The following is an 18,054-nucleotide window of genomic DNA, read 5'->3' on the forward strand; positions in this document are numbered from 1 at the left end:
ACTTCAGCCGGGTTGGCGTCTGTAGCGCGCGGGCAGGTCCGCGATGCGCGCCATCAGCGGCAGGTCGGCGGTCTGGAAATCCGGGTCCCAGGCCGGTGCGCCCAGCACTTTCGCGCCCATGCGCAGATAGCCCTGGATCAAGGCCGGTGGCTGCACGCTGGCGGCAGCCGGTGTGGTCCGGCCTTCGGCCGGCAGCGGCAAGGCGGTATAGGGCTGAACCTGCATCGCGGGCTCGGCCAGGTAGCGGGTGCGCAGTTGCTGCCAGATGCTGGCCGCGCCTTCGCCATAGGCCAGGCCCGGGTGGTACATGGGCATGCTCGCGCAGCCCAGCATGGCTTCGAGCCCGTTGCGCTGCATGAACTCGGCCAGCGCGCCCCACAGCGCGATGATGGTCGCGCCGTTGCGCCAGTCGGCATGCACGCAGCTGCGGCCCAGCTCGACCAGCCGCGGGCGCCATTCCTCGATAGGCGCGAGATCGAATTCATTGTCCGAATACAGGCCGCCCGCGCGCCGGGCCTCGGCCGGCGTCAGCAGCCGGTAGGTGCCGACCACGGCCTGGCTCACCGGGTCGCGCACCAGCAGGTGTTCGCAATAGGCGTCGAAATGGTCGATGTCATGGCCCGCGAGTTCCGTGGGCAAGCGCGCGCCCATCTCCTGCACGAACACCTGGTGGCGCAGGCGCTGGGCTTCGCGCACCTCGTCCTGGTGGCGCGCCCACTGCACCAGCAAACGCGCGGGAGGCCGCGCCTCCACGGCGGGCCGCAGCAGGGCGGGCAGCGCCCGGGGTTGGTAGACGGGCATGGTGGATGCCCAGTCTCCGATCGGCATGGCTTGCAGGTTCTCGTCCATACATTCTCCCAGGCAACTGCGCTGAATTGGCGTGATACCGGGGGGGATCGGGTGGCTGACGGGTAACCGCGTCACTCCCCTTTTTTTCAGCCCCGGCTCACGCTACGCATTGTTGGCCCGCGATATGACAGGGGCGTGATGGAGCGGTGACAGTTGTGTGTCGTGGCCTGCACTTCGGTACGCGAAGCGAGCAAGCGTGGGGGCTAGTTATCTAGCCAACCATTGGATGACCAACGCATTGACGATATCGACAAAAAACCCGCAGACCAGCGGCACGACGATGAACGCCCGGTGGGCCGCGCCGTGGCTGTGGGTCACCGCGGTCATGTTGGCCATGGCCGTGGCCGTGGAGCCCAGCGCGATGCCGCCAAAGCCCGAGCAGATCACGGCCGCCTCGTAGTCGCCGCCCATGCAGCGGAACACCACCCAGACAGTGAACGCCACGGTGAGCAGCACCTGCAGCGCCAGCACGCTGAGCACGAAGCCCATCACGCCGCCGAGCATCCACAGCTGCAGGCCCATCAGCGCCATCGTCAGGAACAGTCCCAGGCAGATATCCGAAATCAGCGCCAGCCCCTGGCGTATGCCCTGCCAGTGCAGGGTATCGCCGTGGCCGCCGAGCAGCCAGCGGCCCAGCAGGTTGCGCAGCAGCATGCCGGACATCAGGCAGCCGACGAACATCGGCAGCTGCAGCCCGATTTCGTGGAACAGCGGCGTGATCACTTCACCCAGCAACAGCGCCATGTTGAGCCACAGCAGCGCGCGCAGCACGCCCATGTAATCGAGCGGCGGGCTCTTTTGCTCGGCCGTCACGCCGACATCGAGCGCGCCGACGCCGCCGATCAGCCGGTGGCGGCGCATCAGATAGCTGGCGACCGGGCCGCCAATGGTGCAGGCCACGATCAGCCCCACCATGTTGCTGGCCATGCCCAGCTCGACCGCATTGGCAATGCCCAGGCGCTCGACGAACTCCGGCCCCCAGGCCAGCGTGGTGCCTATGCCGCCGGTCAGCGAGATCGAGCCGGTCATCAGGCCGGCGCGCGGATCGATCCCGAACAGGCCGGCCACCCCCATGCCCAGCAGGTTCTGCAGCACGATGAAGGCCGAGGACAGGCCCAGCAGCCACATCACGGGCCGGCCGCCTTCGCGCAGCGTGCGCAGATCCGACTTGAGCCCTATGCCGGCAAAGAAATACAGCAGCAGCATGTCGCGCACGCCGAGATCGAACTCGATGCGCAGCCCCAGCGCCAGATAGGCAGCACCGACCACGCAGGCGCACAGAAAGCCGCCGACCACCGGTTCGGGAATGCTGTAGCGACGCAACAGCGCCGATTGCTGGCTCACTTTCTGCCCGACGAAAAACAGCAAGATGGCCAGTGTGAAGCTCTGGAAAGCAGGCACTGTGAGCGTTTCAGGCAGCATTACGAACATTTCCTTCTCACGCTCCAGGCGACGATCCAGCAAAAATACTGCCATTGTGCCGTAACAAAAAGTACGACTGGCGAAGTTCCCGGCCCGGGTCCAGCTGCGAAATTCCCGATCCGTTAAACTGGACCATTGCCCGATTCCCTGTCGACCGCCTGACCGGGTAGGTATCCTGGCCTGATGCAGGCGCCGTCCATTGCCGCCGGATGCGCCTTTGCGGCGCGCCATCCGCTGCGGCCAAGCCCCCTTTGTGAGTGAGTCCCCATGTCTTTTGCCCCCCTCCAAAACGACACTTTCCTGCGCGCCTGCCGCCGCCAGGCCACCGATTACACCCCGTTGTGGCTGATGCGCCAGGCGGGCCGCTACCTGCCCGAATACAAGGCCACGCGCACGCAGGCCGGCAGCTTCATGGGCCTGGCGACGAATGTGGACTACGCGACCGAAGTCACGCTGCAGCCGCTCGAGCGCTTCCCGCTCGATGCCGCGATCCTGTTCAGCGACATCCTGACCATTCCCGACGCCATGGGCCTGGGCCTGAGCTTCGAGGCCGGTGAAGGCCCGCGCTTTGCCAAGGTGGTGCGCGACGAGGCCGCCGTGGCCGAACTGGCCGTGCCCGACATGGACAAGCTCAGCTACGTGTTCAACGCCGTGACCTCGATCCGCCGTGCGCTCAACGGCCGCGTGCCGCTGATCGGCTTCTCGGGCAGCCCCTGGACGCTGGCCTGCTATATGGTCGAAGGCCAGGGGAGCAGCGACTACCGGCTGGTCAAGAGCCTGATGTATGCACGCCCCGACCTGATGCACCGCATCCTGAGCGTCAATGCCGACAGCGTCGCCGCCTACCTCAATGCGCAGATCGACGCCGGCGCGCAGGCGGTGATGATTTTCGACAGCTGGGGCGGCGTGCTCGCCGATGGCTGCTTCCAGGAATTCAGCCTGGCCTATACGCACCGCGTGCTGGCCCAGCTCAAGCGCACCGGCGTGGACGGCACCGACGTGCCGCGCATCGTCTTCACCAAGGGCGGCGGCATCTGGCTGCCTGAAATGAAGGACCTGGACTGCGAGGTCCTGGGCCTGGACTGGACGGCGCATCTGGGCAAGGCGCGCGCCATCGTCGGCGGCGACGTCGGCGGCCCGGGCAAGGCGCTGCAGGGCAATATCGACCCGAACGTGCTGTTCGCCCCGCCCGAGCAGGTCGCCGCCCAGGCACGCGCCGTGCTCGACAGCTTCGGCGCGCCGCATACCGACCGCAGCACCACCGGCCCCACGCATATCTTCAACCTGGGCCACGGCATCAGCCAGTTCACGCCGCCCGAACATGTGGCCGCGCTCGTCGAAACGGTGCACAGCCACTCGCGCGCGCTGCGCCAGCGCTGACCGATTGCCGGTTCGCAGCGGCTGCGGCCTGCGAATCATTCCAGCCACGCAGCGCAGGCCAGGGTGAGCAAGCGCCCACCCTGGCCCCTGTCAGTTATGCACAGCGATGGGGCAAGTTGGCATGCACGCTTACAGTGCGATGCCGGTCCAGAAAATGCGAGCAGCCTCCAGAAAAAACAACACAAGCTGTTGATTTGAAAGGGAATTTTTCCATGCACTCAGAACTCTCCTACAGAGCCTGGCAAGAAGTGCCTGAATATGGCAGCTTTCTCCCTGGCGCTTGTGCACAAAGTTATCCACAGAAACTTCGGAAATTAGCAAATAAACTCTGAAATCAAGGACTTGCGGCTGGTTTCTCCGTTTTTTCTGCAAAACGCGCGGATTTTCTTGAAAAAAGTAGGGGGTTCCTGGCGCTTGACACCGACCCGCGTTCCGACTTATGCACATCGGCGGGGGGTCGAAAATGCGGTCCAAGAGGCTGTCATGGCACCGTCACAGGTGTTGCAGCCCCCATGCAAGCTCTTGTTTTATAAAGAGAAGCCTCACGGGCCGCGAATCGGATAAACCGGCGCCCCACGCGCCAAAAGCCTTCGTGCCGGCACAAGCCCTGACAATTCCCACAAAGTTATCCACAGAAAATCGGCAAAAAGCCGGGAATCCCCCGATTTCCTACCCGAGCGCCTTCTGCATCCCTTTTACCCGCCGCCATGACCGCCCTGTTTCCCGTCCAGATTGCCCTGCAGATGCCTGCCCACAGCGCGGTCGGCCACCTGCTGACCTATGCGGCCAGCACGCGCCTGGCGCCCGGAACGCTGGTGCGCGTGCCGCTGGGCAAGCGCGAGATGCTGGGCGTGGTCTGGGACGATCCTGGCGCGGCCGACGACCCGCCTGCGCCTGAATCGGCCCTGCAGCTGCGGCCCGTGACCGGCGTGCTCGAAGGCATTGCACCCCTGCCCGACGCCTGGCGCCGTCTCGTGGCGTTTGCCGCGCGCTATTACCAGCGCAGCATTGGCGAAATCGCCATGGCCGCGCTGCCGCCGCAGCTGCGCGAACTCACGGCCGAGCAGCTCGCGCGGCGCCTCAAGCCGGCCAAGACCAAGCCCGCCGCAGCCGACCCGGGTGCGGCACCCGCGCTGGTCGCGCTGAGCGCCGAGCAGGAGCAGGTGGTGCAGCAGATGGCCGCCAGCGCCGGCGCCGGGCGTCCCTTCCTGCTCTACGGCAGCACGGGCAGCGGCAAGACCGAGGTCTATCTGCGCTGCGTCCAGGCCGCGCTGGACGCCGATCCCACGGCCCAGGCGCTGGTGATGGTGCCCGAGATCAATCTCACGCCCCAGCTCGAAGCGCGCTTCGTCGAGCGTTTCGCGCCGCAATATGGCGCGGCCGCCGTGGTCAGCATGCACAGCGGCATGACCGGCCCGCAGCGCCTCAAGAGCTGGCTGGCCGCGCATACCGGCGCCGCGCGCATCGTGCTGGGCACGCGCATGGCGGTGTTCGCGAGCCTGCCGGGCCTCAAGGTCATCGTCGTCGACGAGGAACATGACGCGAGCTACAAGCAGCAGGAAGGCGCGCGCTACTCGGCCCGCGACCTCGCGATCTGGCGCGCGCGCGCCCAGGGCGCGCAGGTGATCCTGGGCAGCGCCACACCCTCGTTCGAGAGCTGGCATGCGAGCCGCCCGGCCACCGAGCAGGACGCTGGCGGGCGCTACCTGCGGCTGCACATGCCCAGCCGCATAGGCGCCGCGGCCCTGCCCAGGGTGCGGCTGGTCGACATGACACAGCAGCCCAAGCGTGCGGTCTTTTCGCCGCCGCTGCTCGCCGCCATCACCGAGCGCGTGCAGCGCGGCGAGCAAAGCCTGGTGCTGCTCAACCGCCGCGGCTTCGCGCCCGTGCTCTACTGCGCCGACTGCGAGTGGAAAAGCGACTGCCCGCATTGCAGCGCCCACCAGGTGTTCCACAAGGGCGACCGCACGCTGCGCTGCCACCACTGCGGCTTCACCCAGCGCGTGCCGCCCGCCTGCCCGTCCTGCGGCAACCCCGACATCCTGCCGCTGGGCAAGGGCACCGAGCAGCTCGAGGAAGAACTCGCGCGCCTGCTGCGCAACGTGCAGCGGCCCGACCATGAACCGGCGCGCGTGGCGCGCATCGACGCCGACACCACCAAGGCCAAGGGCGCGCTCGAAGCCCAGCTCGCGCAGATGCATGCGGGCGACATCGACGTGCTCGTGGGCACACAGATGGTCGCCAAGGGCCATGATTTCCGCCGCATCACGCTGGTCGCGGCGGTGCAGCCCGACAACGCGCTGTTCTCCAATGACTACCGCGCTTCGGAGCGGCTGTTCTGCCTGCTGATGCAGGCCGCGGGCCGCGCCGGGCGCGACGCCGACTATCTGCAGGCCAACGGCAGCCGCGCCGAAATGTGGATCCAGACGCGCGACCCGCAGCACGCGGTGTTCACCGCGCTGCGCAGCCATGACTACCCGGCCTTCGCCGCGCAGCAACTGCGCGAGCGCGCGGACGCGGGCATGCCGCCGTTTGCCTACCAGGCGCTGGTGCGCGCCGACGCCCGCACCCAGGAAGACGCCCAGGCCTTCCTGCACGCCGCGAGCCAGGCCGCGCGCGACGCCCGGCTGCCAGGGCTCGACGATGTGTTCCTGTTCCCGCCGATTCCCATGACCATCCAGCGCGTGGCCAACGTCGAGCGCGCGCAGATGCTGATAGAAAGCCTGGACCGCACGGCGCTGCAACGCTTTCTGCACGCCTGGCAGCCACTGCTGCATCAACTGCGCGCCCAGCCCCAGCACCGGCCGCTGGTGCGCTGGCTGGTCGATGTAGACCCTCTGGCGATCTGACAGGGAACTGTCAAGGGCATTTTGTTACTGGGGTCTGCATCTTGCCAACGCCGGGGCGGCAGTGCATTGTCAGCTTCTGGCTGGCGCGTCGCGGGGCCTCCTCGGCGTGAACCACCCTGTGCTGGAGCCAATAACCATGACTGCTTCCACCCCTTCCCTTTGGCGCCTGGCGGTATGCGCCAGCGCGTTGGCCCTTGCCGCGTGCACCACAGCCCCACCACGGGACAGCATGGCCGCGGTGCCGGCCCCGGCTCCTGTCGCAAGCGCGCCCGCCGCCGCCGTGACCACGCCAGCCCTGCCCCATGTCGTGGTGCTGGCCACGGGCGGCACCATTGCCGGCGCGGGCGCCTCGGCGGCAAGCAGCGCCACTTACCAGGCGGCCAAGGTCCCGGTCGAGCAGTTGCTGATCGGCCTGCCCGAGCTGGGCCAGGTCGCGCGCGTGTCGGGCGAGCAGGTGTTCCAGATCGCTTCGGAAAGCTTCACCAACCAGCAGTTGCTGACGCTGGCCCGGCGCGTGCAGGAACTGGTGCGCCAGCCCGACGTGCAAGGCATCGTCATCACCCACGGCACGGACACGCTGGAAGAAACCGGCTTCTTCCTCAACCTCGTGGTGCAGACCGACAAGCCCATCGTGCTGGTCGGCTCCATGCGCCCGGGCACGGCGCTGTCGGCCGACGGCGCGCTCAACCTGCTGGGTGCCGTGAGCGTTGCCGCGAGCCCTGACTCCGCGGGCAAGGGCGTGCTGGTCAGCATGCACGACGAAATCCATACCGCGCGCGACGTCGCCAAGCTCGTCAACATCAAGACCAGCGCCTTCGCCAGCGCCTGGGGGCCGCTGGGCATGGTGGTCGAAGGCAAGACCTACTGGTTCCGCGCGCCCGTCAAGCGCCATACGCTCAGCAGCGAGTTCAGCATCGAGCGCATCACCACGCTGCCGGCCGTGGACATCGTCTACAGCTACGGCAATGTGCCCAGCACCGCGCTCGACGCGCTGGGCGCGGCCGGCGTGCAGGCCGTCATTCACGCGGGTACGGGCAATGGCTCGGTCCCCGACCGCATCGTGCCGCGGCTCAATGACCTGCGCGGCAAGGGCGTGGTCGTGATCCGCAGCTCGCGCATTCCCGGCGGCTTCGTGCTGCGCAACGCCGAGCAGCCCGACGACAAGTACGACTGGGTCGTGGCGCATGACCTGAACCCGCAGAAGGCCAGGCTGCTGGCGGCGGTGGCGCTGACGCAGACCAAGGACACGCGCGAACTGCAGCGCATATTTTGGGAGTATTAACCTCCCTCAACCACCGTTGGTACCCCGTTCGTCCTGAGCAAGGTAAGCGAGGCCAAGCCTCGCAATGCGTTGACAAGAAACAGCGGGGCTTGAGGGCAGGCCGTTCATGGTGCGACGGGCGCGCCGAGCGAGGCTCACCACGAACGGTTTTCCCCGCTCGCCCTGAGCTTGTCGAAGGGTCGGTATTTTAATCGAGTGCTTTCTAAGTCGTTGATTTATTTGACAAAAAAAGCCGTTTCTTGAGAGCCTGTCGAAGGATGAACGCAGGGCACTGATGCTACAGCTATGGTTTTTGCTGCACGCCCTGAAACGCCCTTCGACGGGGCCGCCGAGGCGGGCTCAGGGCGAACGGCATTTATTTGCTTGAGGGCCCGAACAGATTGTTCGCTCTTACCCCCCCGTCATCAGCGCCACGGCGCCCGAAAACGTCAGAAACGCCAGCGCCGTGCTGACCAGGATGATGCGTGCCACGCGCCCGCCGTGGGCGCCGAAGCGTTCGGTCAGCAGCGCGACATTGCTGGCGCTGGGCAGGGCCGACAGCAACACCAGCACGACCAGCGCCTGCTCGGACAGCGACACGCCCAGCGCGATGGCCGCGCGGCCGGCAAGCCAGACCAGCAACGGGTGTGCAATCAGCTTGGCCAGCGCCACGGGCACATAGTCGCGCAGCGGCACGCGCTCGCTGGCATTCATCTGCGAGCGCGCGAGCACCGCGCCTATGGTGAACAGCGCCACGGGCGGGGCGGCGTCGCCGAGCATGGCCAGCGTCTGCTCGACGGGCGCGGGCAGCGTCCATTGGGCCCACGAGGCCAGCGCGCCCAGCGCGATCGCCCAGGGCATGGGGTTGGCGGCCATGCCCTTGAACGCATTGCGCAGCGCCACGCCCGCGCCGCCGGCCATGCCCAGGCGCGACAGCGCAATGCACAGCGAGGTGGTGACCAGCATGTCGAGCGCCATGGTCAGTATCACCGGGCCCGCGCTGTGTGCGCCGAGCAAGGCCACGAGCAGCGGCACGCCCATGAAGCCGGTATTGGGAAAGGCCGCGACCAGCGCACCGAAAGCCGCGTCGTTCCAGCCCAGGCGCCGGCGCGTGAGCGCGACCACCGCGCCGACCATGACCAGACCGCTGGCCAGATAGACGCCGGCCACGGCCGGGTCCAGCAGTTGCGCGATCGGCGTGCGCGCGCCGAAGCGGTAAAGCATGCAGGGCAGCGCGAAATACAGCACGAAGCTGTTGAGGCCGCCGATCGCCGACAGCGGCAGGATGCCACGCCGGGTGGCAACAAAGCCACAGAGCACAAGCGCGAAGAACGGGGCAGTAACCAGCAGAACGGACAGCATGGCGGCGGGCAGGGAAGGAAGAAAGCGGTCTGGAAGCTGCGGCGCACGCGCCCAGGCACAGAGTTTGGCACGAAGTGTTACGCCTGTGACATACCCATCCGTCTCCCGGGCATGCTGCAGTGCAACACCCATCCAGGCGTCGGGCCAGTATCATGCGTCTAGCCTCGCGTAGCGCACGCGCCGGCCTGCCGCATCCATTCCCACTGTCCCCTTTCACCTGCCCCTCTGCCTACCTATGTCCGCCGGTCTCAATCTTGCCCAACTCCAAGCGGTCCACTACACCGAAGGCCCGTGCCTGGTGCTTGCGGGCGCGGGCTCGGGCAAGACGCGCGTGATCACGCACAAGATCGGCCGGCTGATCGATACCGGCCTGCACCCCAAACGCATTGCCGCCATCACCTTCACCAACAAGGCCGCGGCCGAAATGCGCGAGCGCGCCAAGGGCCTGATCGGCCGCGCCGCCAAGGACGTGCTGATCTGCACCTTCCACGCGCTGGGCGTGAAGATGGTGCGCGAGGACGGCCAGGCGCTGGGCCTCAAGCCCCAGTTCAGCATTCTCGACTCCGACGACGTGGTCGGCATCCTCAAGGACGCGGCCGGCGGCACGACCGATGTGGCCACGGCGCGCCAATGGCAGTGGACCATCAGCAAGTGGAAGAACATGGGCTATGACAGCCGCGAAGCGCTGGCCATGGCCCAGGACGACAGCGAGCGCAGCATCGCGCTGCTGATGGCGCGCTACGAGGAACGCCTCACGGCCTACCAGAGCGTGGACTTCGACGACCTGATCGGCATGCCGCTGCGCCTGCTGCGCGACCACCCCGCCGTGCGCGAGAAATGGCAAAAGCTGCTGGGCCATGTGCTGGTCGACGAATACCAGGACACCAACGCCACCCAGTACGAGCTGCTCAAGCTCTTGATCGGCGAACGCGGCCATATCACCGCCGTGGGCGATGACGACCAGTCGATCTACGGCTGGCGCGGCGCGACGCTCGACAACCTCAAGAAGCTGCCGCTCGACTATCCCGCGCTCAAGGTCATCAAGCTCGAGCAGAACTACCGCTCGACCAGCGCCATCCTGCGCGCCGCCAACAATGTGATCCAGCCCAATCCCAAGCTGTATCCCAAGACGCTGTTTTCGGAGCTGGGCGAAGGAGATCCGGTGCGCGTGGTCGATGCCGACTCCGAAGAGCACGAAGCCGAGCGCGCCGTGGCCCGCATCCAGACCCTGCGCGCGGCCAGCAACCCGCCGCCGGCCTGGAAGGACTTCGCCATCCTCTACCGCGCCAACCACCAGGCCAAGCCGTTCGAGAAAGCGCTGCGCAAGGCCGCCATTCCCTACAAGGTCTCGGGCGGCACCAGCTTTTTCGACCGCGCCGAAGTCAAGGACCTGTGCGCCTGGTTCCGGCTGTGGATCAACAACGACGACGACCCGGCGTTCCTGCGCGCGATCACCTCGCCCAAGCGCGGCATAGGCCACACCACATTGGGCAAGCTCGGCGAGTTCTCGACCCAGCACAAGCTCAGCATGTTCGGCGCGCTGTTCAGCCACATGCTGCCCGCCGTGCTGCAACCCAAGGCCCACGACAGCGTGATGGAGTTCGGCCGCTACGTGAACGACCTCGAATACCGCGCCCGCCATACGCTGGGCGCCGAGGATTCGCGCGCCTTCCTGGCCGACTGGCTCAAGGAAATCGACTACGAGAAGCACATCTACGACAGCGAGGACAGCGAGACCGTCGCCGCCGCGCGCTGGAGCAATGTGCTCGAGTTCTGCGACTGGATGGCCCAGCGCGCGGGCGGCCAGGTCGACGACAGCAGCGGCAGCGCCATCACCAGCGAGAAGAAAAGCCTGCTCGAAGTCTCGCAGACCATCGCCCTGCTCTCGACCATCAGCGAGCGCGAGAAGGAGCAGGACATGGTGATCCTGTCGACGCTGCACGCCTCCAAGGGCCTCGAATGGCCGCATGTGATGCTGGTCGGCGTGACCGAAGGCATGCTGCCGTTCAAGCTCGACGACGACAACGGCCGCCAGGAAAAGGTCAGCGAGGAAACCGCCCAGCGCCTGCAGGAAGAGCGCCGGCTGATGTATGTGGGCATCACGCGCGCCCAGCGCAGCCTGGCCGTGAGCTGGACCAAGCGCCGCAAGAAAGGCCGCGAAATGGTCGCCGCCATGCCCAGCCGCTTCATCAAGGAGATGGGCCTGGACCAATCCACGGCGCGCGAAGACCCGCGCGAGAAACTGCGCCAGCTGCGCGCCGAATTTGCCCGCAAGGCCGCCACGCAGGCGCCTGCTCCCTGATTCAGACTGTCATGCCTCTGCCCCTCTCCCCTTTCCTGCGCTGCAGCGCGGCGGCCGCCCTGCTGTGGCTTGCCGGCAGCGCCTTCGCCCAGACAACGCCCTGCATGGCCGCCACCGACGCCAGCCACCAGACCCTGCTGGGCCACTGGAACGCAGAATTCACGCCGGCGGCTGGCGCGCCGCCGATACCGTTCACCTCGGCCCGTCTCGAGCTCACGCCCCACCCCGAACTCGCGGCCAGCGTGCGCGGCCGGCTCCAGCGCGCGGGCAGCGAAGCGCTGCTCGCCGGCGATGTCGACCAGGGCGATTTCACGCTCGAGGAATCGGTCAACGGCACGAATATCAGCGCGACCTGGATTGGCCAGGTCGTCTCGGACAGTTGCGGCAAGGAAATTCGCGGAACATGGACTCAGGAAAACCCTCCACTCGCCCTTTCATTCGTGCTGCGCAAGCAGCCCGGCGAATGAATGCGTTGACCGTGCTGAACGCGCGCACGCTTGCCACCCTTGCCGCGTGCGGCCTGCTGTCGCTGCCGGCCCTGGCCGCGGGCACCAGCGCCCCTATCGGCAGCACGCCGGCCGACGCCTGGCGGCTGTGCACCGCGGCCGCCAATGGCGCCGAGCGCCTGGCCTGCTTCGATGAATGGGCCAACAATCAGCCCTGGCAGGCGCCGGCAGCCAGCGCCCAGGCCGAGGCCGCACAGCCCCCCCTGCCTGTGCCCGCGCCCATCGTCGCAACGTCGGCCGCGCCGCTGACGGCCGACCCCATGCCGGCCGACCCCGTGGTGCGCGGCTGCAACGACGCCAGGTACAGCGCCATGACCCGCTTCTGGGAGCTGACCGAAGGCACGGACTGCGGCACCTTCGCCGTGCGCGGCTACCGGCCGATGTCGGTCTCGGTGGTCTCGGGCAGCAATGTCAACCGCCTGCCCTCGTCGCCCTCGCCCGACCACCAGAGCACGACGGCAACCGACTACCGCCACACCGAAACCCGGCTCAATATCTCGGTACGCACCAAGCTCGCCAAGGGCCTGCTCGCGCACACGCCCGAACGCAAGGATTCGCTGTGGTTCGGCTATACCCAGCAGTCGTACTGGCAGGTGTTCAGCCCGGACCTGTCGCGGCCGTTTCGCACCACCGACCATGAGCCCGAACTGATCTACGTCTACCCGCTGTCGCTGGCGCTGCCCGCCGGCTGGAACTGGGCCTATGCGGGTGCGGGCCTGGTGCACCAGTCCAATGGCCAGAGCCTGCCCCTGTCGCGCAGCTGGAACCGCTGGTACCTGATGACCGGCCTGGAAAAAGGCAATGATTTCGCGCTCACGAGCCGCATCTGGAAGCGCGTGAAAGAAGGCGCGCTCAACGACGACAACCCCGACATCAGCAACTACCTGGGCCGCGCCGAACTCACCGCCACCTGGAACCCGAACCGCATCCACACGCTGAGCGCCACGGTGCGCAGCTCGCTGGGCGCGACGCCGCGCGGCGCCGTGCGGCTCGAATGGCTGCGCACGCTGGGCGACGGCATAGGCGGCGGACGCAGCAATCTGCGCCTGCACACGCAGCTGTTCTCGGGGTATGGTGACAGCCTGATCGACTACAACCACAAACGCACGGTATTCAGCGTAGGCTTCAGCCTGCTTGACTTTTAAAGCACCCCCTGAGCCGCTTACGCGGCTTCCCCCATGCTGGGGCATGCCAGTGCCAGAGGCCGCGGACGACTCAAGTACCATGGAGTGCTCCCCGCAGAGAACAGCCCGACTTTCGCACCGCTTACCCGACTTTGCCTGGACCGCAAGACCGCGCAAAATGGGGCTTGAAGGAGGATCGATGGAACAGCAATACCAGCTCAAGGCCGGCCACTACTACCTGTACGACATGCGCGATACGCCCAGCGCAGTCACGGGTGAGCGCCGCTTTCGGCTCAGAACGGAAACCGTGGCCATCGCCTTCGACCTGCACACCGGCGAAGTCCACCAGCACGGCACGCCCACGCGCATCCATTCCTGGGCGCTGACCGCACGCCGGCGCCTGCGCGCCGCCGGGGCCTGGGACTCGGCCGACGACATCGTGGTCGTCTCCGGCCCGCTGCCCGTCGATGAAATCAACAACTGCCTGCGCATACGCGGCTATTGCCGGCGCATGTTCCAGCGGCTGGCAAGCCTGCCGCATGGCAAGTGGCAGGCCAACAAGACGGCTTCAAGCCAGTCTCGCCGGGCCTGAGGGCGAGGCGCAAGCGCCTCGCGAGGATGCCCTATTCCTCGTCCACCACATCCTGCGCATCCGCCACATCCTCGGGATCGGGGTGCTTGACGATGGTCACGGGCACCGGGCTCAGGTGCACCACTTCCCGCGACACCGACCCCATCAGCGTGCGGCGCACGTTGCCCTGGCCGAGCGCGCCGATGATGATCATGTCGCAACCGTTGCGCTCGGCCATGTCGACCAGCGTCGCCGCGGGCTCGCCCAGGCCGACTTCGGTTTCATAGCTCGCGCCCGCGGCCTCGACCAGCGCCACCGCCGGCTCCATGAGGTGACGGCCCGCGTCCACGCTTGCTCCGGCGATCAGGTCGGGGTCCTGGGTCGCGAGTTCGAACAACGAGGCTTCCTGTTGCACATGGGCGAGCACCAGGCTCGCATGCAGTCCCTGGCGCACCAGCTGTATTCCATGGCGTACGGCATCCAGAGAGGGTTCCGATCCATCCACTGCGATCATGATTCTGAGCATCTAGGCCTCCGCAAGTTATCGATGCCCCAGTGTGCCAGACCCCGGGCTTCCCCCCAGGAAGCACGGCCCACAGGCAGTCTGGGACAATGGCGCCCATGCTGCAGTTCGAACTCCTCCAAAACGACCCCTCCAGCCACGCGCGCCGTGGCCAGCTCACGCTCAATCACGGCGTGATCCAGACCCCGATCTTCATGCCCGTGGGCACCTATGGCACCGTCAAGGGCGTGATGCCGCGCAGCCTCGAAGAGATGGGCGCGCAGATCATTCTGGGCAACACCTTCCACCTCTGGATGCGCCCCGGCCTCGACATCATGCAAAGCTTTGGCGGCCTGCACGGCTTCGAGAAGTGGAACAAGCCCATCCTGACCGATTCGGGCGGTTTCCAGGTCTGGAGCCTGGGCGCGATGCGCAAGATCACCGAGGAAGGCGTGCACTTCGCTTCGCCCGTGAACGGCGACAAGCTGTTCATGTCGCCCGAAGTGAGCATGCAGATCCAGACCACGCTCAACTCCGACATCGTGATGCAGCTCGACGAGTGCACGCCCTATGAGACCAAGGGCCACCTGACGACGCAGGCCGAAGCGCGCAAGTCGATGGAAATGAGCCGCCGCTGGGCCCAGCGCTCCAAGGACGAGTTCGCGCGCCTGGAAAACCCGAACGCGCTGTTCGGCATCGTCCAGGGCGGCATGTTCGAGAACCTGCGCCAGGAGTCGCTCGACGCGCTGGTCGAGATGGACTTCCCCGGCTACGCGGTCGGTGGCGTGAGCGTGGGCGAGCCCAAGGACCTGATGCTGCAGATCATGGCCCACACGCCGCACCGCCTGCCGGCGCACAAGCCGCGCTACCTGATGGGCGTGGGTACGCCCGAGGACCTGGTGCAGGGCGTGGCCGACGGCGTCGACATGTTCGACTGCGTGATGCCCACGCGCAATGCGCGCAACGGCACCATCTTCACGCGCTTCGGCGACCTGAAGCTGCGCAATGCGCGCCACAAGACCGACCACCAGCCTATCGACACCACCTGCACCTGCCATGCCTGCGCGGGCAGCGCGGGCGTGAGCTGGGACGCGGGCGGGCGCGACGGCTTCTCGCGCGCCTACCTGCACCACCTCGACCGCTGCGGCGAAATGCTCGGCCCCATGCTGACCACCATCCACAACCTGCACTACTACCTGAATCTGATGCAGGAAGTGCGCAATGCGCTCGACAGCGGCACGTTCGCCGCGTTCCGCGCGCAGTTCAAGAGCGACCGCGCGCGCGGCGTCTGAGTCCCTGAAGCGGGCCGCGCCCGGCGCGCGCGGCCCGCCATCTGACAAGAATTGACAAAGGCACAGGGCAGTGCCCGCTATATTGCCTGGGCCCACGGTTCCTCGCCCCATACATGCCCTTGCCCCCTTTCGTCCCTGCCTCGCGCAACGCCTCGCTTCTCGCGCTCGCCCCGATGGCGGGCATCATGGGCCTGGGACTGAGCCTGTTCCTCGCCTGCCTGGCCGGCATCCTGAGCCGGCCGACCGGTTTTCTGGCCTCGTTCTGGCCGGCGAATGCCATGTTGCTGGGCATGCTGCTGCGCTGGCCCTCGCTCGCGCGCAAGACTTCCTGGCTGGTGGCCCTGGTGGCTCTCGTGCTGGCCGACCTGCTCACCGGCAGCAGCCTGCTGGCCGCCGTCTGGCTCTCGGCGGCGAACCTCTGCGGCGTGGCCTGCGGCTGGTGGTTCCTGCGCCGTCTCGACGCACCTCGGCTGTACCTGCGGCGCCAGACTTCGGTGCTGTATCTGCTTGTGGGCTGCACCCTCGCGGCCGCGGGATCGGCCCTGGTCGGCGCCGGTACCGGCCCTGTGCTGTTCCAGGCAAGCTGGCCCCAGACCGCGATGATGTGGTTCAGCACCGAGCTGATGAACTTCATGCTGATCCTGCCGCTGATCCTCAGCACCCCGACCTGCAGCCCGAGCCGCTGGTTTGCGCGGATCAGGTCGCGCGCTTCGCTGCCGCTGGCACTGCCCTTGCTGTCCGTGATCGCGACCGAGTACGCGGCCATCGCGCTCGGCGGCCCGGGCGCACTGGCCTTCACCGTGCCCTCGCTGCTGTGGTGCGCGCTGGCCTACAGCCTGTTCACCACCACCTTGCTGAGCCTGCTGGTCTGCACCTGGAAGATCGCCACCATGTCCGTGGGCGTCATGAACTTCACGCCCGAGGGGCTCGATCTCGCAGTGTCGCTGCGGCTGGGCCTGACGCTGCTGTCCATGGGGCCGCTGGCCGTGGCCTGCTCGCAGATTGCGCGCACCGAGTTGCTGCGCCAGCTCGACCGGGCGGTGAGCCACGACTCGCTGACCGACGTGCTCGCGCGTGGCGCTTTTCTGAGCCAGGGCCAGCGCCTGCTCGAACGCCTGCAGTACCCGGCCCAGCCCGCGGCCGTGCTGATGCTGGACCTCGACCACTTCAAGCAGGTCAACGACCGCCATGGCCATGCGGCAGGCGACGCCCTGCTCCACGCCTTCGCCCGGACCGTGGGCCAGGTGCTGCGCACCCAGGACCTGCTCGGGCGCGTGGGGGGCGAAGAATTCGCCGTGCTGCTGCCGGGCGTGCGCGCGGCTGCGGCCCAGCAGATTGCCGCACGCATCTGCGCCGCGGTGCGCGCGCAGCGGCTGGCGCTGCCGCAGGGCCCGGTGCTGCAGGTCACGGTAAGCATAGGCGTGGCCTTGACCGATGGCAGGCCGCAAACGCTGGCGCAGTTGCTGCAGCGCGCCGATGTCGCGCTCTACCAGGCCAAGGCCGCCGGCCGCGACGGCTGGAAGCTCAGCCCCACCGGTGCTGAAAGCGCCGCGCTAGTCGAGAACCTGGCTATCTGACAAGGGCTGCGGCGCAGGGGCGGCCGCGGCGGGCGTGCCGCAGGCATGGCAAAAGCGCGAGAACGTGCTCTTGCGCGTCGCGCAGCTGCCGCAGCGGTCGAACAGGCCGATGCCGCAATGCGGGCAGAAATCGATGCCCGGGTCCTTGAGGTCGACGACGCGCTCGCAGCCTGGGCAGACGCCCTTGGCCAGGCGCGACAGCGCCGTGTCGTAGCTCAGCTCCACGCGCCGCTGGGCATCGGGCATGGCCTCCTGGCGTTTTTGCCGCTCGAGGTAGCGGTTGAACGCCTGGATGGCCGCGCGGCCCAGCACCACCGTGAGCACAATGCCGACGATATAGCGCACATAGCCACCGTAATCCGGAAGATACGGCACGAGTTCGACGAAAAAGGCAAACAGCGCGAAGAAGATGAAGCCCCAGACGAACGGCCACCAGTTGCTGCGGCGCTTTTTCGCGAACAGCCAGCCCGCAACCAGCAGCAGCGGCAGGGTCAATGCCAGCCGGTAGAGGAACACGCGCAGCTCCTGCGCGCGCTGCGCCGCCTGCCATTGCGTGCGCGCGCCGTCGTTGAGCGCGCGCCATTCGCTTGCGGCACGCGACAGCGCCTGCTGGGCATCGAGTTGCTGCTGCTGCTGGGCCTCGACGGCCACGCCCGCGCGGCGCTCGGCTTCCTTGAGCTGGTCGAGCGCGCGCGTGCGCGCCAGCAGTTCAGCGTCCTGGTCCGCGCGCTGCGTGGCGCTGCGCGTCGCGACCCAGTTGTCGAAGGCTTCGCGCGCCGCGGCATAGGCCTTGCGCGCCGCGCGGTACTTGAGCTCGGCCTGCTCCAGCGCGCTCGCGGCTTGGTCGCGCAGCTGCTCGGCGGTCTGCTGCTGCAGCCTGACCTGCGCCGCGCGCTCGGGCGGCATGAAGTCTTCGATGCTTTGCACGCTCTCGACCTGCGGCAGGTCGCCGACCACCAGGCTGCCCAGCCCCACGAGGAACCAGGCAAACACGAAGGCCACCAGCCACAGGCCGCGGCGAAACCATTTCTCGGGCAGACGCAAGGCTTTGCTCATG

The 18,054-nt window shown here is 67.3% G+C and carries 14 protein-coding genes; 9 read left to right on the forward strand and 5 right to left on the reverse strand.

All coding sequences use genetic code 11. The features are described 5' to 3' along the window. Positions 1-3: 3 nt before the first annotated feature. Together GVL12_RS14080 and gltS are read right to left on the reverse strand one after the other, a co-directional pair. The gene (locus GVL12_RS14080; RefSeq protein WP_200843753.1) at positions 4-849 is read right to left on the reverse strand and encodes a GNAT family N-acetyltransferase; all 846 of its coding nucleotides are present in this window, start codon (positions 847-849) and stop codon (positions 4-6) included. Positions 850-1,056: 207 nt separating this feature from the next. Then, positions 1,057-2,271, reverse strand: a complete 1,215-nt coding sequence (gene gltS, locus GVL12_RS14085) for a sodium/glutamate symporter (protein ID WP_159915014.1) — start codon at positions 2,269-2,271, stop codon at positions 1,057-1,059. 267 nt (positions 2,272-2,538) lie between these two features. Between gltS and hemE the strand changes: the two genes are divergently transcribed. From hemE to GVL12_RS14100, 3 genes are all read left to right on the forward strand, one after another. Continuing rightward, positions 2,539-3,651 carry a uroporphyrinogen decarboxylase gene (gene hemE, locus GVL12_RS14090; protein ID WP_159915016.1) on the forward strand — a complete coding sequence of 371 codons (1,113 nt, stop codon included), beginning with the start codon at positions 2,539-2,541 and terminating at the stop codon, positions 3,649-3,651. A gap of 707 nt (positions 3,652-4,358) precedes the next feature. Beyond that, positions 4,359-6,500, forward strand: a complete 2,142-nt coding sequence (gene priA, locus GVL12_RS14095; protein ID WP_159915018.1) for a primosomal protein N' — start codon at positions 4,359-4,361, stop codon at positions 6,498-6,500. Positions 6,501-6,636: 136 nt separating this feature from the next. Next, the gene (locus GVL12_RS14100; protein WP_159915020.1) at positions 6,637-7,782 is read left to right on the forward strand and encodes an asparaginase; all 1,146 of its coding nucleotides are present in this window, start codon (positions 6,637-6,639) and stop codon (positions 7,780-7,782) included. Positions 7,783-8,172: 390 nt separating this feature from the next. On the opposite strand, the gene GVL12_RS14105 is transcribed toward GVL12_RS14100, so the two are convergent. After that, on the reverse strand, positions 8,173-9,123 hold the full coding sequence (locus GVL12_RS14105; protein WP_159915022.1) for an AEC family transporter: 951 nt from the start codon (positions 9,121-9,123) through the stop codon (positions 8,173-8,175). Between the two features lie 235 nt (positions 9,124-9,358). Here GVL12_RS14105 and GVL12_RS14110 point away from each other — a divergent pair, with 235 nt between their 5' ends. The 4 genes from GVL12_RS14110 to GVL12_RS14125 all read left to right on the forward strand — a co-directional run bounded on the left by GVL12_RS14110 (position 9,359) and on the right by GVL12_RS14125 (position 13,647). Next, positions 9,359-11,425, forward strand: coding sequence for an ATP-dependent helicase (locus tag GVL12_RS14110; RefSeq protein ID WP_159915024.1), 2,067 nt, complete (start codon positions 9,359-9,361; stop codon positions 11,423-11,425). An 11-nt stretch (positions 11,426-11,436) separates the two neighbouring features. Further along, positions 11,437-11,892 carry a hypothetical protein gene (locus GVL12_RS14115; protein ID WP_159915026.1) on the forward strand — a complete coding sequence of 152 codons (456 nt, stop codon included), beginning with the start codon at positions 11,437-11,439 and terminating at the stop codon, positions 11,890-11,892. Beyond that, a complete protein-coding gene (locus GVL12_RS14120) occupies positions 11,889-13,076 on the forward strand; it encodes a phospholipase A (RefSeq protein ID WP_159915028.1) in 1,188 nt (395 codons plus the stop codon). Before GVL12_RS14115 ends, GVL12_RS14120 begins: the two co-directional genes overlap by 4 nt. Positions 13,077-13,254: 178 nt before the next feature. After that, positions 13,255-13,647, forward strand: coding sequence for a hypothetical protein (locus tag GVL12_RS14125; RefSeq protein ID WP_159915030.1), 393 nt, complete (start codon positions 13,255-13,257; stop codon positions 13,645-13,647). A 31-nt stretch (positions 13,648-13,678) separates the two neighbouring features. Here GVL12_RS14125 and GVL12_RS14130 read toward each other — a convergent pair whose 3' ends face one another. Next, positions 13,679-14,152 carry a universal stress protein gene (locus GVL12_RS14130; protein ID WP_159915032.1) on the reverse strand — a complete coding sequence of 158 codons (474 nt, stop codon included), beginning with the start codon at positions 14,150-14,152 and terminating at the stop codon, positions 13,679-13,681. A 95-nt stretch (positions 14,153-14,247) separates the two neighbouring features. Between GVL12_RS14130 and tgt the strand changes: the two genes are divergently transcribed. Together tgt and GVL12_RS14140 are read left to right on the forward strand one after the other, a co-directional pair. Beyond that, on the forward strand, positions 14,248-15,420 hold the full coding sequence (tgt, locus tag GVL12_RS14135; RefSeq protein WP_159915034.1) for a tRNA guanosine(34) transglycosylase Tgt: 1,173 nt from the start codon (positions 14,248-14,250) through the stop codon (positions 15,418-15,420). A 113-nt stretch (positions 15,421-15,533) separates the two neighbouring features. After that, entirely contained in the window at positions 15,534-16,997 is a 1,464-nt protein-coding gene (locus GVL12_RS14140) for a diguanylate cyclase (RefSeq protein ID WP_200843755.1), read from the forward strand. On the opposite strand, the gene GVL12_RS14145 is transcribed toward GVL12_RS14140, so the two are convergent. Further along, complete coding sequence (locus tag GVL12_RS14145; RefSeq protein WP_159915036.1) at positions 16,974-18,053, reverse strand: zinc ribbon domain-containing protein; 1,080 nt, start codon at positions 18,051-18,053, stop codon at positions 16,974-16,976. The genes GVL12_RS14140 and GVL12_RS14145 overlap by 24 nt on opposite strands. Position 18,054: the final 1 nt, after the last annotated feature.

Origin of the sequence: Pantoea sp. 18069, from assembly GCF_902706035.1 — a bacterium.
Lineage (GTDB): Bacteria > Pseudomonadota > Gammaproteobacteria > Burkholderiales > Burkholderiaceae_C > Comamonas.

Excerpts from the sequence above, each read along its gene's own strand:
- GVL12_RS14125 (WP_159915030.1), top strand. The coding sequence starts at position 13,255 with ATGGAACAGCAATACCAGCTCAAGGCCGGCCACTACTACCTGTACGAC.
- tgt (WP_159915034.1), top strand. The coding sequence starts at position 14,248 with ATGCTGCAGTTCGAACTCCTCCAAAACGACCCCTCCAGCCACGCGCGC.
- GVL12_RS14115 (WP_159915026.1), top strand. The coding sequence starts at position 11,437 with ATGCCTCTGCCCCTCTCCCCTTTCCTGCGCTGCAGCGCGGCGGCCGCC.
- priA (WP_159915018.1), top strand. The coding sequence starts at position 4,359 with ATGACCGCCCTGTTTCCCGTCCAGATTGCCCTGCAGATGCCTGCCCAC.
- gltS (WP_159915014.1), bottom strand. The coding sequence starts at position 2,271 with ATGCTGCCTGAAACGCTCACAGTGCCTGCTTTCCAGAGCTTCACACTG.
- GVL12_RS14105 (WP_159915022.1), bottom strand. The coding sequence starts at position 9,123 with ATGCTGTCCGTTCTGCTGGTTACTGCCCCGTTCTTCGCGCTTGTGCTC.
- GVL12_RS14110 (WP_159915024.1), top strand. The coding sequence starts at position 9,359 with ATGTCCGCCGGTCTCAATCTTGCCCAACTCCAAGCGGTCCACTACACC.
- GVL12_RS14080 (WP_200843753.1), bottom strand. The coding sequence starts at position 849 with ATGGACGAGAACCTGCAAGCCATGCCGATCGGAGACTGGGCATCCACC.
- GVL12_RS14100 (WP_159915020.1), top strand. The coding sequence starts at position 6,637 with ATGACTGCTTCCACCCCTTCCCTTTGGCGCCTGGCGGTATGCGCCAGC.
- GVL12_RS14120 (WP_159915028.1), top strand. The coding sequence starts at position 11,889 with ATGAATGCGTTGACCGTGCTGAACGCGCGCACGCTTGCCACCCTTGCC.
- GVL12_RS14140 (WP_200843755.1), top strand. The coding sequence starts at position 15,534 with ATGCCCTTGCCCCCTTTCGTCCCTGCCTCGCGCAACGCCTCGCTTCTC.
- GVL12_RS14130 (WP_159915032.1), bottom strand. The coding sequence starts at position 14,152 with ATGCTCAGAATCATGATCGCAGTGGATGGATCGGAACCCTCTCTGGAT.
- GVL12_RS14145 (WP_159915036.1), bottom strand. The coding sequence starts at position 18,053 with ATGAGCAAAGCCTTGCGTCTGCCCGAGAAATGGTTTCGCCGCGGCCTG.
- hemE (WP_159915016.1), top strand. The coding sequence starts at position 2,539 with ATGTCTTTTGCCCCCCTCCAAAACGACACTTTCCTGCGCGCCTGCCGC.